Annotated in this window: 15 protein-coding genes; all 15 read right to left on the bottom strand. The window is 42.0% G+C overall.

Translation table 11 applies throughout. The annotated features are described in order from the left end of the window. Window positions 1–62 precede the first annotated feature (62 nt). The 15 genes from HWQ47_RS09330 to HWQ47_RS09260 all read right to left on the bottom strand — a co-directional run bounded on the left by HWQ47_RS09330 (window position 63) and on the right by HWQ47_RS09260 (window position 14,449). Window positions 63–332: a flagellar biosynthetic protein FliQ gene (locus HWQ47_RS09330; RefSeq protein ID WP_143563274.1), complete on the bottom strand. Its 270-nt coding sequence runs from the start codon at window positions 330–332 to the stop codon at window positions 63–65. A gap of 9 nt (window positions 333–341) precedes the next feature. Further along, window positions 342–1,079 (bottom strand): flagellar type III secretion system pore protein FliP, encoded by a 738-nt coding sequence (gene fliP, locus HWQ47_RS09325; RefSeq protein ID WP_442802076.1) that lies wholly within the window; start codon window positions 1,077–1,079, stop codon window positions 342–344. A gap of 5 nt (window positions 1,080–1,084) precedes the next feature. Further along, window positions 1,085–1,459, bottom strand: a complete 375-nt coding sequence (fliO, locus tag HWQ47_RS09320; RefSeq protein ID WP_269970863.1) for a flagellar biosynthetic protein FliO — start codon at window positions 1,457–1,459, stop codon at window positions 1,085–1,087. Window positions 1,460–1,469: 10 nt separating this feature from the next. Continuing rightward, a complete protein-coding gene (gene fliN, locus HWQ47_RS09315; protein ID WP_269970862.1) occupies window positions 1,470–1,853 on the bottom strand; it encodes a flagellar motor switch protein FliN in 384 nt (127 codons plus the stop codon). Window positions 1,854–1,910: 57 nt separating this feature from the next. Next, window positions 1,911–2,939: a flagellar motor switch protein FliM gene (fliM, locus tag HWQ47_RS09310; RefSeq protein ID WP_269970861.1), complete on the bottom strand. Its 1,029-nt coding sequence runs from the start codon at window positions 2,937–2,939 to the stop codon at window positions 1,911–1,913. A 161-nt stretch (window positions 2,940–3,100) separates the two neighbouring features. Next, entirely contained in the window at window positions 3,101–3,622 is a 522-nt protein-coding gene (gene fliL, locus HWQ47_RS09305) for a flagellar basal body-associated protein FliL (protein ID WP_269970860.1), read from the bottom strand. A gap of 120 nt (window positions 3,623–3,742) precedes the next feature. Continuing rightward, window positions 3,743–5,401 (bottom strand): flagellar hook-length control protein FliK, encoded by a 1,659-nt coding sequence (locus tag HWQ47_RS09300; RefSeq protein WP_269970859.1) that lies wholly within the window; start codon window positions 5,399–5,401, stop codon window positions 3,743–3,745. Between the two features lie 141 nt (window positions 5,402–5,542). After that, window positions 5,543–5,989, bottom strand: a complete 447-nt coding sequence (gene fliJ / locus HWQ47_RS09295) for a flagellar export protein FliJ (protein WP_269970858.1) — start codon at window positions 5,987–5,989, stop codon at window positions 5,543–5,545. A gap of 69 nt (window positions 5,990–6,058) precedes the next feature. Continuing rightward, window positions 6,059–7,399 (bottom strand): flagellar protein export ATPase FliI, encoded by a 1,341-nt coding sequence (gene fliI, locus HWQ47_RS09290; RefSeq protein ID WP_269970857.1) that lies wholly within the window; start codon window positions 7,397–7,399, stop codon window positions 6,059–6,061. 83 nt (window positions 7,400–7,482) lie between these two features. After that, complete coding sequence (fliH, locus tag HWQ47_RS09285) at window positions 7,483–8,478, bottom strand: flagellar assembly protein FliH (RefSeq protein ID WP_269970856.1); 996 nt, start codon at window positions 8,476–8,478, stop codon at window positions 7,483–7,485. After that, window positions 8,478–9,527: a flagellar motor switch protein FliG gene (gene fliG / locus HWQ47_RS09280; RefSeq protein ID WP_269970855.1), complete on the bottom strand. Its 1,050-nt coding sequence runs from the start codon at window positions 9,525–9,527 to the stop codon at window positions 8,478–8,480. Before fliG ends, fliH begins: the two co-directional genes overlap by 1 nt. Beyond that, a complete protein-coding gene (gene fliF, locus HWQ47_RS09275; protein WP_269971711.1) occupies window positions 9,517–11,223 on the bottom strand; it encodes a flagellar basal-body MS-ring/collar protein FliF in 1,707 nt (568 codons plus the stop codon). The genes fliG and fliF overlap by 11 nt, the downstream gene beginning before the upstream one ends. A gap of 91 nt (window positions 11,224–11,314) precedes the next feature. Further along, window positions 11,315–11,647 (bottom strand): flagellar hook-basal body complex protein FliE, encoded by a 333-nt coding sequence (fliE, locus tag HWQ47_RS09270; protein WP_269970854.1) that lies wholly within the window; start codon window positions 11,645–11,647, stop codon window positions 11,315–11,317. A gap of 338 nt (window positions 11,648–11,985) precedes the next feature. Beyond that, a complete protein-coding gene (locus tag HWQ47_RS09265; RefSeq protein ID WP_269970853.1) occupies window positions 11,986–13,344 on the bottom strand; it encodes a sigma-54-dependent transcriptional regulator in 1,359 nt (452 codons plus the stop codon). Further along, window positions 13,331–14,449 carry a sensor histidine kinase gene (locus HWQ47_RS09260; protein ID WP_269970852.1) on the bottom strand — a complete coding sequence of 373 codons (1,119 nt, stop codon included), beginning with the start codon at window positions 14,447–14,449 and terminating at the stop codon, window positions 13,331–13,333. The genes HWQ47_RS09265 and HWQ47_RS09260 overlap by 14 nt, the downstream gene beginning before the upstream one ends. Window positions 14,450–14,594 lie beyond the last annotated feature (145 nt).

Raw genomic sequence — 14,594 nt, 5'->3', positions numbered from 1 at the left:
GTCTTTACAATTAACATGTTCATTCACTGACCGTGAACAAACGTCATAAAAAACAGTCCTCATTAGCCTATGACCTGTGGGATCATATTGACCATCTCTATGAAAAAATCGACCATTGTTTGGATCAGTGTGTGACCAAGAAACATAAGAGCAAATAGCGTCGTTAACAAACGAGGTAAAAAGCTTAACGTTTGCTCGTTAATCGAGGTGGCTGCCTGAAAAACGGCAACCACAAGGCCGATAATAAGACCTGGAATGATGATCATTGAAACAATAATCACAATAACAGACAAGGCTTCACGGAAGATATCAACCAGAGACTCTGGACTCATAATGACTCCCTACGTGCCAAAACTATTAGCCAATGTTCCCATCACTAAACTCCAACCATCGACGAGAACAAACAACATAATTTTAAAGGGAAGTGATACAATCATAGGTGATAACATCATCATACCCATTGCCATCAAAATACTGGCCACTACTAGGTCGAGCACTAAAAAGGGGACAAAAAGCATAAAGCCAATCTGGAAGGCCGTTTTTAGCTCGCTTGTGATAAAAGCGGGAATAATGACACTCATGGGTGCCTCTTCCACTGAATTAATGTTTTGGTATCCGGAAATTTCAACGAAAGTCTCAAGATCGGTTATCCGAGTTTGAGCCAACATAAAATCCTTAATTGGTTCCTTTCCCGTATGAAAAGCTTGTTCTATGGTTAATGTCTCATCAATATAAGGTTTTACAGCTTCATCATAAACCTTATCAAATACAGGAGACATAATAAAAAAAGTAAGAAACATACTCATACCAATCAAGACTTGATTAGAGGGAGTTTGTTGTAAACCGATAGCTTGCCGAAGAATAGAAAGAACGATAATTATACGTGTAAATGACGTCAACATAATGAGCATAGCAGGCAAGAAACTCAACGCCGTCATCAGCAGTAATATCTGCATGGTAACTGAATATTGAGTCTCTCCGTTGGCTCCGGTCGTAACCGTTACCGCAGGCAATATACCATTTTGTGCAAAAAGATCTGGAGAGATAATTAACAAGGTAAACGTAATAAAAATTAGCATTCGCTTCATAGTTGTTTTGTCTTAGCTTGGCGTAATCGAGTTGCAAAAGTGTTCGTCTCTATTTTGACGGCTTCATCTAACTTATCAATTAAACTCACCTGTTGAGCAGTAACACCCAATAGATATTGTTGACCTTCAACTTCAATCAGCACAACTTTCTCTTTTTGCCCTAACGGTGTAACTGCCACCATTTTGAGTACACCATTACTAGCAGGCACTAGATTAAGTCGTTTAACAATATAAGCTAATACAAATATCAATACGAGGACCAGTATCAGCCCTCCCATCATATTTGACAGAGCCATTAACGCAGAACCTTTCTCAACCGGAACGACTGCCTCGGAGGCAACAGCAACACCACCTGCAAACAATGAAAGCATCTTCTGACCTTTATTTTAGCTTTTTAATACGCTCCGTCTGACTGATCACATCTGTCAGACGAATACCAAATTTATCATTTACAACGACAACTTCGCCGTGAGCAATTAACGTACCGTTCACCATCACATCCAACGGCTCTCCCGCCACACGATCGAGCTCCACAACAGAACCTTGATTAAGCTGTAATAAATTACGAATATTAATAAAGCTGCGGCCCACTTCCATTGATATGGTCACCGGAATGTCCATAATTGCATCTAACTTAGCAACCTCTTCGCTTGTCAGATCCGCGGCCGTATCGGCAAGCTCATCAAGCTCAACAGCTTCCACCTCTTCTAATGCCTGTTCGGCCATCGCATTGGCCCAATCATCACCAGTATCTTCTGTACTCATCTTATCTACCTTAGTTTTATATTTGCTAGACCGTTCATAACTAACTGTAGCTACATCTTATAACTCTTTAACTTCTCGAACTTTTGCTTTACGAGTGATCAGCTGAAGTTCTGACTTGGCTGTTTCAGGCCGTGGAATTTTCTCAATAATACGTAAAGCTAAGTTATCTCGAGCCTTACCTAACTTACATCTATAAGTAGGCAAATCTTCCACTCGTAGGATGATATGTTCTGGGAGTTCGACAGGAATGATATCCCCAGCTTTAAGTCCCATAACATCCCTCAGAGTAATTTTATGCTCAACAATGGTGGCATCGATTCCCACATCAACATCCATAATTTCGTCTCTTAACGCTTGAGACCAACGCATATCAGTATCTTGAGTATCACTTTGCACTCCAGCATCAAGAAGTTCACGTATAGGCTCTATCATCGAGTAAGGCAAAGTAATATGGAAGTCACCTCCCCCTCCATCGACCTCAATATGAAATGAGCTTACAACAACAACTTCAGTAGGGCTGACGATGTTGGCCATCGCAGGGTTGACTTCTGAATCCAGATAATCAAATTCTACGTCCATCACTGGTGCCCAAGCATCCTTATAATCTTCGAAAATAATTTTAAGTAAGAGTTGCACAATCCGTCTTTCTGTAGGAGTGAACTCTCGCCCTTCAATCTTGGCATGGAAACGACCATCACCACCAAAAAAGTTATCCACAAGAATAAAAACGAGTCTCGCTTCCATGGTGATTAACGCTGTACCTTTTAGTGGATTCAAGCGCACCATATTTAAACTGGTAGGTACAAACAAGGAATGAACATACTCACCGAATTTGAGCATTTGCACACCATTAATTGAGACTTCAGCAGCGCGGCGCATCATGTTAAACATGCTAATTCGTAAATGACGAGCAAACCGTTCATTTACGATCTCAAGCGTTGGCATACGTCCACGGACAATACGATCTTGAGAGGAGAAATCATAAGAGCGGGCATCGCCACTATCTAGCTCTTCTTCATCTTCCTCAACATCATCAACTCCATGCAGTAACGCATCGATTTCGTCTTGGCTTAATAGATCACTCACAATATTGCCTTAATTAAACGATAAAAAGAGGGCGACTCATCATATAAGCATTTAATTAAAACCTATGCCTACAGTCTTAAGATATCCACCTAACACTCTAAAATTATAGTATTTTATTATTTTCATATCGAAACAATAAAAATGAATAACGGTTCAAAAGGTTATTGCATGACAAAACCCGTAAACAATACTTTCTCGACGACTTTGCTCCCAGTAATTGGCTGTAGTGTGTTTTGTACATTGAGTAATGCCAGCTGTCGTAACTCATCTTTTCCTGCTAACGAACTCATTTTCTGAACATCTGCACTGCTGAACGTAGTCAGTAACGCATCTTCGATTAGTGGGATATGTTTCTTTATTAAAATATCATCATCAGCTCCCCGAACCATAAGTTGAACTTTAATCTCAACTAACCTCGAACGAGTTGCACCAGGAAGGTTAAACAAAAAAGGCCTTGGCATACCAACATAAAAAGCCTCGCCAGTGTTCTCCTCTTCAACGACTTCAGCAATGCCATCTTCTGTCATTGCTGAATCACTAGATTCACTTGAACCAAGGAAGAACCACACACCGCCACCAATCGCCAGTAACAAAACCAGACCGATGACACCAAATACAATCAGCTTTTTCTTACTCTTGGGTTCATTATTCCCTTCCAGCTCTAATGATTCTTCATCGGCCATTTTATTTCCCTTTTCAACATGTTTTTAGAATATGTAAAATCTGGATAAAAGCTTAGTCTCAATAAGGATTTTAGCTAAATTTAAGACAATCCACACATTCAATTCCTATAGGTTACCTGCTTATGCGTAATAATCTATACCTGAAGGGTAACTAGTTGCTTGTTTTGAGCTTATTAACGATTCTTCTGATGATATTTCATCCAGCTCCGTACCAAACTGACTTCCACTATCTTCTGAGTTTTGTTCTCCATCAGCGCCATTACCTTCATTCTCTTGAGAAACTTGGCTATCAGTCAATTGCAATCCCTGCTCAGACAAAAGCTCTTTTAACCTTGGAATAGCTTGCTCGATAAGATCACGAGTTTGATGTTGTGCTACCTGAAATTGCACTTGTGTTTGATCCCCTTGAACCTGAATCCGCACCATTAATTGACCTAACTCAGGTGGATCAAGTCTGATTTCTGCATGTTGTATCCCTTGACTAACCATCGTAATAAGTTGTTGTTTCATCACAGGTGAAAATCGCTGGATCATATCTTGCATCTGTACCTGCTGCTCATTACTTTGCTTCAGTGACAATTGAATTTGTGCAATATCACTTCGAGTTGTTTGTTGTGGTGTTAGCTGTGAGCTTGCTTGCTGAAGTTTAGACTCTACCGCTGTTTCAGTGAAAGCCGAACCAAACTCCATTCCTGCTTTCATCGGCGTCAATTTAACTGAAAGTTCAGCGCCTTTGAGTTGTTCTTCTGCAACGACTTGTCCTTCTGTTTGACTAGCCAGCTTCTCACCTAAGATACTGTTGAGCTTAACGCTTTCACCTTTACTCTTGAATGCAGTCTCTTGCCCCTGAACATTCATGGCTTTACTCTCAAAACTCGATAATTGCCCTTTGTTATCTAGGACCAAACTCTGCTCTTTATTTAATTCGACTTGTTGAAGCTGAGCCGTGTTTAATGGTTTTGTCTCAATTGCAGGTAGTGTTTGCCCCTGTGGCCTTTCTTTTTCTGCAGCGCTACCAACTAGAGCAGGTTCATTTTTAGAAGCATCGATTTCCATTGCTTTGTTCTGTGCATATGTAGCTTGATGATTTTTAACCCCATCGCCGGCTAATATCTCAACTTGCTTTCTTACATCAAGAATATCTTGAACATTACCTTCACCACTTTTAACGAAAGTAATCAGCTGAGTTAATACCTCTGGAGAAAGAGTTTGCAACTCCTCTAGTGTAAGACCACTTTTATTTAATAACTCAGTAAGTGTCTTGTTATCTAGAGGTTCTGCCGTTGCGGGATCCAGTACTCCCAGACCTTTTTCTGTCCCCTCCGTAATATTCAAACCTAAGCTATCAATTAACACCTCATCTTTAATGAGATCTCCAAGCGGCAAACTATCGCCGCCTTCTTCAATGATGACTGTAGATACCACTCTATCGGCATTATTCAACTCAGAAGCCAGATTAATTTGAGCTAGCACGTGGGATACATCAGTCTCACCCTCGGTACTTGATCCGTTCTGATGTTGAGATTCAATGAGTGCTTGCTCTTCAGCATCCGTCTGGCGATTTATATTGCTAGCATTATCTAACTCAACTTTAGTGCTAACACTTTCATTTGATTTAATTTTAACTTGTTGCTTAGCTTCTACACTTGCTTGTTGTAATGCCGAAGAAAAATCACTATTTTCGGAGGACTTATTGTCGTTAACCGCTTGTTTAATCTCTGTGTTTGGTTTATTTTCAGCTTTATTACTGGCTAAAAGTACATTGGACATTTTCTGCATAAAGCCTCCAGAACGCTAAAGCCTACGAGATAAAGGCCTATTTTTAGCGTCAAAATGTCGACCCGCGAGTCGAAAAGAATCTATATAGATAATTACAGCAATATCAGTGCCAAAAGTAAGAAGTAGAATAGAAAGATAAGGTTAACGCACTCGCTTTCGATAAAACTGTTGAGAAGCGAATTCATCTATCATCTTCTGTTCTTGTCTTAACGCCTCTTGTGCCACTTTTTCTGCTTTGCGAGCAAGAAGAAGCTCAACGGCTTTGCGTTTTTGTTGCATTTGTTGCCAGTGCTTTTGTCTGTGTATTCTTTGACTATCAGCGTCCTGAATAGACACGACCTGCTTGGTGATAGCTTTATCAATTTGTCTAACGAACTGATGAAACTGATGGTAATAACTCGCACTGATACTCTTGCCATGATGGTCTTCCATCTGCTTCATATAATCGAGACGATAGTTTCTCAAGGCCTCTAGCTGACTCTGACATTTTTGTAACATCAATTGAGCTGACTTTAGTTGTAACCCCGCTTGTTCTTCCGCATCCTTTGCCAGTTTTAATACTGTATCTAACGGATCATGTTTTGCCATTTAATCTCCAAAAAAGAACACGGATTACTAATATTAATTTAGCTTTCACTTGTTAAAATAGAGCAGCGCTTAAACCTTACACTGCGCGCCCATTTGGGTCAGCATAAGCACACTGCTATCAAAACTTATTGCTTCTTTCATGGTTTGCCTTAAAAAAGCGTTCATGGCTGGCTGCAATCTAATCGAATTATCTATCCTTGGATCGCTTCCCTGAGTGTAAGCGCCAATAGAGATAAGATCTTTATTCTGTTGATACAGAGAGTAAACTTGCTTCACACGACGCATCGCTTCTAGGTGCTCTTGACTTATGACCATAGGGGCAACACGGCTGATAGAGGCTTCGACATCAATCGCAGGGTAATGACCAGAGTCGGCTAATTGACGGGACAATACGATGTGACCATCTAAAATAGCCCTTGCCGCATCTGCTATCGGATCTTGTAGATCATCCCCCTCAGTGAGTACAGTATAAAAAGCGGTAATCGAACCTTGGCCAGGTGCTCCATTACCTGCTCTTTCGACTAATTTAGGCAGTTTTGCAAATACCGAAGGCGGATATCCTTTGGTTGCAGGCGGTTCCCCTACAGCTAGGGCTATCTCTCTTTGCGCTTGGGCATAACGGGTTAGACTGTCCATCAATAATAATACGTTATAACCCAAGTCTCTGAAATATTCAGCTATACGGGTTGACGTTTCACAGGCTCTTAGTCGCATCAAGGGGGAAGTATCGGCAGGAGCTGCCACAACGACTGAGCGAGCACGTCCCTCTTCACCTAATATCTCCTCAATAAATTCTTTTACTTCCCGGCCACGTTCACCCACTAATCCCACCACGATAATGTCGGCAGTGGTCCCCCTAGTCATCATGCCAAGCAGTACACTCTTACCTACGCCGGAACCTGCAAAAAGCCCCATCCTTTGCCCTTTACCTACCGTCAGCATGGCATTAATGGCTCTGACCCCCACATCGAGTGGCTCGGTTATTGCGCGGCGGGATAAGGGATTAATAGGGACCGTGTGTCTTGGCACCTTTTGATCCGTTTGTAAGCGCCCCAAACCATCAAGAGGTTGGCCATTACCATCGAGCACTCTACCGAGTAAAGATAGACCTACATTCAGTCCACTTTGCTCTCCTAGAGGCGTCACTTTAGCACCGGGTAAAACCCCTCGAAGCTCCTCTATCGGCATCAAGTAAAGAAGCTTGTCATCAAAACCGACCACTTCAGCAACGAGATCACCTGCTAACGTCTCAATACTGCAAAGGCTACCAATCGAAGCACGACAACCCGTCGCCTCCAGTGTTAATCCAACCACGCGAACAAGTTGGCCACTCGCTTCGGCAACGAATGGATGGACTTTTCCCGACTGTTGTTTAATTTTATTAAGCAGTTGGTTCTGACGGCTATGCATCTTTTGTTCGCCTTGTGGCTAGAAACAATTTAATACCTAAAAAAACGATTATTCTATTTAAGTTCTTTGACAACAACTGCCGCTTATTGCGGCTTGTCGCCTGAATCATCACCAGATATTGGTGTCGCAGATGCATCAGCTTGATTAACTGGCTCATCATTCGATGTGTCTCTGTCAGTTTCGGAAATCGTATCAGCAACGTTCAATTCAGGATCCGAACTTGACTCCGCTATTGACTCGCCTTGATTGACCATGGAGGAAGTATCTAATGCCTGTTTTTGCTGCTCAACAATTTGACCTAAGTGCTGGTGATGGCCTTCCAACTCCTGCAATACTGCACTCATTCGAGATTCCAGCCGCATATCAATATTACTGCGTTGGCTTAAAATGATGCAATCTCCAGGAGACAAACTAGGATCGACCTCAAGCTGCCATCGATTTTTTTCCAACTGGTTAGCGGTATATAATTCCTGAGTGAGTTGATGGTCATCAGGATGTAAGCGGATAACGACTCCTTGCTCCTTCAGAGGAAGAGAATCGACGCCTTGTCTTAATGCGGCCAGTATATGTTCTGGATGAGTTTTTATCTCATGGCCGATAACGGCGCGAGATAATTTCAATGTAAGTGACACTAACTCTTGCTCTATCTCGTTATCAAGCAGTTCTAGCGGCTTCTCAAATTGCTCAATCAAACCTTCAAATCGTTTTAGCATCTCTAACGCTTTTTCTAACCCCTCTTGATAGCCTTGTTCCTTACCTTGCTCAAATCCTTCACCGTGACCTTGCTCCAACCCTTCTAGACGGCCGGCTTCAAGTCCCGCTTGGTGTCCCTCCTCTTTGCCTTGAGTAAAACCTTCATTCTCAGCTTCCTGCCTAATTTCCTCGATTTGACTCAAGGTCGGCGGCAAGATAGAAACAGCTTCATCCGTTAACGGTTTTTGAGCTTCTCTTCGCCCAAAAAGATTTGATATATCTTCAGGAATGGCTTCTGTGACATCAGGTATATGCCAATGAGTGAACTCATGTTTACTCTCATTCACCTCAATATCGGTCGCGTCTTCAGGTTTATTTGGTTTCATTATAAGAACTCTTCACCGCCACCGCCGCCTAACATAATTTCACCGCTGTCGCTCAAACGACGAGCAATAGACAATATCTCTTTCTGTGCAACTTCAACCTCACTGATCCTGATTGGCCCCATAGCTTCAAGATCATCTGCTAATAGTTCAGCTGCTCGCTTTGACATATTACTAAGGACTTTATCTTTAAGTAGATCATCAGCACCTTTAAGCGCTTTCATTAATACATCTTGTTGAACTTCTCTTAATAACGCTTGTATGCCGATATCGTCAACATCGATTAGGTTCTCAAACACAAACATTAGATCTTGTATCTGTTGAGCCATCTCCTCATCAGACTCACGTAATGTTTCCATCAGCTGACTTTCAACACCAGTATCTAAGTAGTTCATGATATTTGCAGCGGCTTTCAAACCGCCCATCTTCGCAGCTTGTGCTCCGCCTTGGCCTGCAAACTGTTTCTCCATGATATCATTTAACTCTTGCAAAGCCGCCGGCTGAACTTCTTCCAAATTTGCGATTCGCATCATGAGATCAAGACGAGTATTCTCCGGTGATTGCGCCAAGATTTCTGCGGCTTGATCTGGCTCTAAGTAGGAAAGTACGATAGTTTGGATCTGCGGATGTTCATTTTGAATAATAGTAGCAACTTGGCGCGAGTCCATCCATTTCAAAGATTCGAGACCCTTAGCGCCGCTTCCCATAATGATCTGTTCAATTAAATTACCCGCTTTATCTTCACCTAACGCTGCCGTCAGAGCCTTACGTACAAACTCTTCACTATTGAAACCGATAGATGAATATTTTTGTACTTCTTCGAGAAACAGTTGATGTACTGCAATGACTTTCTGCTGACCAAAGTCTTTCATCGCCGCCATGACCATACCCACTTTCTGAACTTGTTTGGGCTCTAGATGCTTTAAAATAGAAGCAGCATCAGCCTCACTTAAACTCAGCAGTAATATCGCCGTTTTTTCAACACCACTAAGCTCATCGATAACCGATTTGCCCTTTGCTCCAGCCTCCGCCACCTCTTTATTATTGTTCATTTTCTTGTAACCATCCCTTAACGACCTGTGTCGACAATTCAGGCTCATTGGCCACAAGAGCCCTTATCGCCTTAATCATGTCATCATCTTTATGCAGATCCGGTATCAAGATTGAACCGTCATCGTTGTAGCTATATTCAGCATCAGGGCGTTTTAACATTCCTAACGTGTCCGATGCATATTGATCTTCTATCTCGGCTAACTCATCACCAAATTTCGGGTCATCAGGTAATGCTGAGCTATCTGGGTAGATGAGTTTTTTCAACAAAGGTCTGACAATAAATAAAATGAGGGCGAGGATAACGAGTCCACCCATCGCCAGTTTTGCGGCTCGCCAAAACCAAGGTTGCTCCCACATTTCAAGGGTAGGCGCTGCCTCAATTAATTGATCCATAAACGGAATGGTGACCACTTCGATCACATCTCCACGCTGGGTATTAAATCCGACGGCGCCTTCAAGTAAACGTCGAATATTACTCATCTCCTGATCGGTACGGGGTACGCGGCTCACTTGACCATCTTCAGCAGCTGGACCTGATTTAAAATCTATAGCAACTGATACACTTACTCGCCTTACCACTCCAATTTGTTGTCTGGTATGACTTATAATAGTGTCTAACTCAAAATTTCTAGTCGCTTCTTTATGAATAGAACCTGAATTTTTGTCAGCTTGATTGGCCTGATCTGCCAATGCATCTTGAGGAATATTCGCTTCCATTGGTGGTTGATTACTCAACGCCCCGGGAATACCGCCGCTAGTTCCGGCATTAGAACTATTCTCAACAGTCATCTCACTACGCAGTGCAGGTAAATCTGGATTGTACCGTTTTGCCGTTTGTTCAACGGCAGTAAAGTCCATATTTACATCGACTTGTGAAGTAAAGTTTTCTGGACCAAGTATTGGCATTAAAATGGATTCAATCTTGTACCTGTACTCAGATTCTTTTTGTTGAACAAGCTCTAGTTCACGCCTGGCTCGTGCAGACACACCATCCTGACTACCAGAGTTGAGCAGACGGCCATTGGAATCGGTAACGGTTACTCGTGTTGGCTCTAACCCTTGAACCGCAGAAGCAACGATATCGACGATTGAATCGACTTCCTCTTGACCTAAACCACTACGACGAGAAGTGACCACCACGGTTGCACTTGGTTTTGCACGGTTTCTTGCAAACACATTTTCTTTAGGTATGGCCAATATCACTTTTGCACGAGTGACACTTCTAAGCTCCTCAATGACTCTCGCTAAATTCTGTTCTTGACTGTGTTTTAGCCTTGCTTGCTCCATGCGTTGACTAACACCAAATCCACTGTCCTGGCTCAGGTAATCATTCGCACTGGGAGAGTTATCAACACCCTCTCTGCTAAGCATCAATTTGACATCTTGAAACATCTCTTCCGGAACTTTGACTACATCTCCTTCAATCTTATAAGCAACTTTATTCTTATCCAGCACATCGAGCACCTGAATCATATCTTCAGTTGCCATTTTCCCCAATGGCCTAAATTCAGATTCTTGTGCCAATAACATCACAAACACAGCAACGGCAAGACAGATAGCAAGCGCAAGAATCATAGTCAGCTGGCGCAACATATCTGCTCCGCCAAAAGACCCAAGTCCACCAGACTTATTCTCTTCTTGTACCCCACCGGCAACGTCATTGCTTGTTAGCGTAGAGTTTGTACCTACAACCATATCTGTGCTCAAAATAGATCCCTGCTTGTCTATTATTTACTACGTAATTTAAATACCAACGAAATGTAATAAAACTAAATGTTGCAATGTATTACACAGGCATACTCATGATCTCTTTATACGCTTCTACTAGTTTATTTCTAACTTGAACAGTGGCTTCGAAAGCAACACTGGCTTTCTCGCGCGCGATAACGGTGTCAGACAGTGAAACCCGAGTGTCTCCCATATCTAGTCTAGTGGAAAGCTCACCTGAATTTGCCTGCAACTCGCCAACATGACCTACTGCTTGAGATAGCAACGCAGCAAAATCACTTCCTGAAGTACTCCTTACCTGCTGTGAAATTTGGGTGCTGATACTACCTGTAGGAATTTCACCACTAAGTGACTTCATCTCTTGTAGTAAAGAGTTTGCTCCGATTTGCATAGGTTTCTCCCAAATAGTCGACTAACGGTTAGGGTATTGACAGATAGTTGACAAAAATGAATCTTGATAATGACCATGCAATAAATTAGCCAATATATTCAAAGCAAAAATTGACGCTGCGTTGACGGATAACGGAACGCTGGCGTTTACGGTTAAGAACTTAAAGCTTGGATAAATGTTACTAAAAATAAAAAGAGCAAGATCAATTCTTTGATTTTGCTCTAGATGACACTACTTTTTTTTGATTATACCGTAAGCTCAGCGTTCTGTGCGGCCATAGGCTATTCCGTTATCCGTAGTCGCTAGCGGCTGGCTTTAACGTATCCTGCTAGCGTATATTAAGCAGGAAGTTGTATTCCAGCATCTCTCATTTTAGCCATTTTATATCTGAGTGTTCTCGCGCTTATTCCAAGCTTCTCAGCAACCAGTTTTCGACTTCCCTGACATTGAGTCAACGTCTCGAGAATAATGACATGTTCCTGCGCTTTTAACTCGTCACCTAAAGCTTCCAATTCAACTGAGCTCTCTTGACTATTGATTTTAAACGTTTTATCCGGTGTTAGTATCACTTCATCTACATCTAGAATAATGTCTTTGTAAGTAATGCAACTTCCATTAAATAGGATCAATGCTCTTTGGATAACATTATCTAACTCTCTGACATTTCCGGGCCATCGATGAGTCAACAAACGACGTGCAGCACTCTCTTCCAACACTGGAGTTTCAGCTAAGCCAGATGTGATGGCATGTTTTGACAACAGATGTCTGGCCAATGGCAAAATATCGGCAGGTCTTTGATTTAATGAGGGCCAGGTCAAAGGGAAAACATTGATCCTGTAATAGAGATCTTCTCTAAACTCACCTGAAGCCGCCAACGACTTGAGATCCCGGTTTGAGGTTGCCAAGACCCTTACATCGAGTTTTATGTTCTTACGCCCACCAATACGTTCGACTTCCCGCTCCTGTAAAACACGTAGCAGTTTAGCCTGAAGTCCTAACTCCATCTCAGAAATTTCATCTAGCAGTAAGGTTCCTCCTTGAGCTTGTTCAAATTTCCCAGGGCAAGCCTGATAAGCCCCCGTAAAAGCCCCTTTTTCATAACCAAAAAGAGTCGCTTCAAGCATATTTTCTGGGATCGCAGCACAGTTAATTGCCACAAACGGCTGTTCAGCCCGACTACTATTTTGATGAATAAAGCGAGCTAGCACCTCTTTACCTGAACCACTAGGGCCCATTATCATTACAGAGGCATCAGATGCCGCTACTTTTTGAGCTAACGACAACAAAGCTAAACTCTTTTCATCGGCAACAATAGGTTGCCCTTGACATGATTTAGGTTTTAAGTATCGAGACACTTGATTTAATAGAACTTCAGGTGAGAATGGTTTTGCTAAATAATCAACTGCACCTAGCTTAATAGCATTAACTGCATTATCAATCGTGGCATAAGCAGTCATCAATAACATAGGCACTTGTGTATGGTGCTGCTGAAGATAATTAAGTAAACCTAAACCGCCAACGCCTTGCATCTGTACATCGCTTATCACCATATCAAATGACTCATGCTTGAGTTTCACTATTGCATCTTCTGCACAAGCAACGTCAACGCACTCATAGTGTGCCATCAATAAGGTATCTAATAGGGCTTCTCGAAGTGAATGGTCATCTTCAACTAATAATAGTTTACCTTCCGACATACTCAGCTCCTTCATCATCTTCTAAAATATACGACTGAGTTTGACGCTCAGATCCATCCTGCAAAATTTTGGGGAAATGCAATGATGCCGTACAACCTTTTGTTTCTTCACATCTAAGTTGCAGTTTTCCACTATGATTAGCCATAACAGACTGAACAACTGCTAAACCGAGCCCAGTGCCTTGTGCCTTGGTAGTAAAAAAAGGCTCAAGTACTTTCTGCTGTGACGCTTTGTCTAAGCCTTTACCGTTATCGATAATATCGATATGCAAAAATTTACTTGTTTCATATCCATTAATTTTAATTGCTGTCGATCCCGCTTCGATACTGTTAATAACAAGATTATTAATTGCGGAACTCAGTGCACTTGAGTTAGCCAAGAATTGACTCTTGGTTGAATCGATAAATTCAAGGCGACAACAATACTGTTCAGCAATCGGTTCACAATTAGCTAACACCCTATCCATTACAGTTGAAATGTTCTCTGGCTTATCTTGATCTTGTTGCCGACCCTTAGCCATCAACAGCATGTCATTTACTTGATGTTCAAGTTCATTGAGCCTGTCTACTAATTTCTTTTGAAATCGACGTCTAGAGCTTTCAGCTAATTTAGGACTGCCTAGATTTGAAGCATATAGTAAAGCTGCAGTTAAAGGTGTTCGTACTTGATGTGCCAGAGTTGCTACCATCTTGCCTAACGCCGAAAGACGCTGAAGATGAGATAGGTTTTTTTGCAATAAACGGGTTTCTGTCAGGTCAGTTAACACTATCAATTGTCCACTTTCTGGCGTAAGTGGCGTAATTGCAATTTTGACCCTACGTCCATTTCGAAGCGAGACTTCATGTCCATCATCATCTTGAGGAGAAAAAGCACGGTTGATAATTTGAATCCACTTTAAGCCTTCTAAAGGTAGACCTAAAAGCTTAATCGCTACTGGATTGGCATCTGTCACAACCCCATCACCATTAATGATCACCACACCAGAGGGCATAGCTTGCAAAATATGCTCCATCCGATTGGACATATTCGCAGCAGGTGCCACTTCCAACCATGCCGCTTTATGCACAGGCGTCGTATCATTGTGTATATGGGGACTTACGGACATATTCACTCCGTCAAAAAATTGCTACTAACATGGATAAAGCAAGTTTTACGCCAGAAACAAAACTGAAGGAATAAAGCTGACATGGGTAAGACTGTATAGGAAACTACCAGATAAAAAAAACCCTTACAAAATATAAGGGTCATTA

It is taken from the genome of Shewanella sp. MTB7 (genome assembly GCF_027571385.1).
Lineage (GTDB): Bacteria > Pseudomonadota > Gammaproteobacteria > Enterobacterales > Shewanellaceae > Shewanella.
The sequence above is the reverse complement of the archived record's forward strand: the minus strand, read 5'-3'. Positions and strand labels throughout refer to the sequence as shown.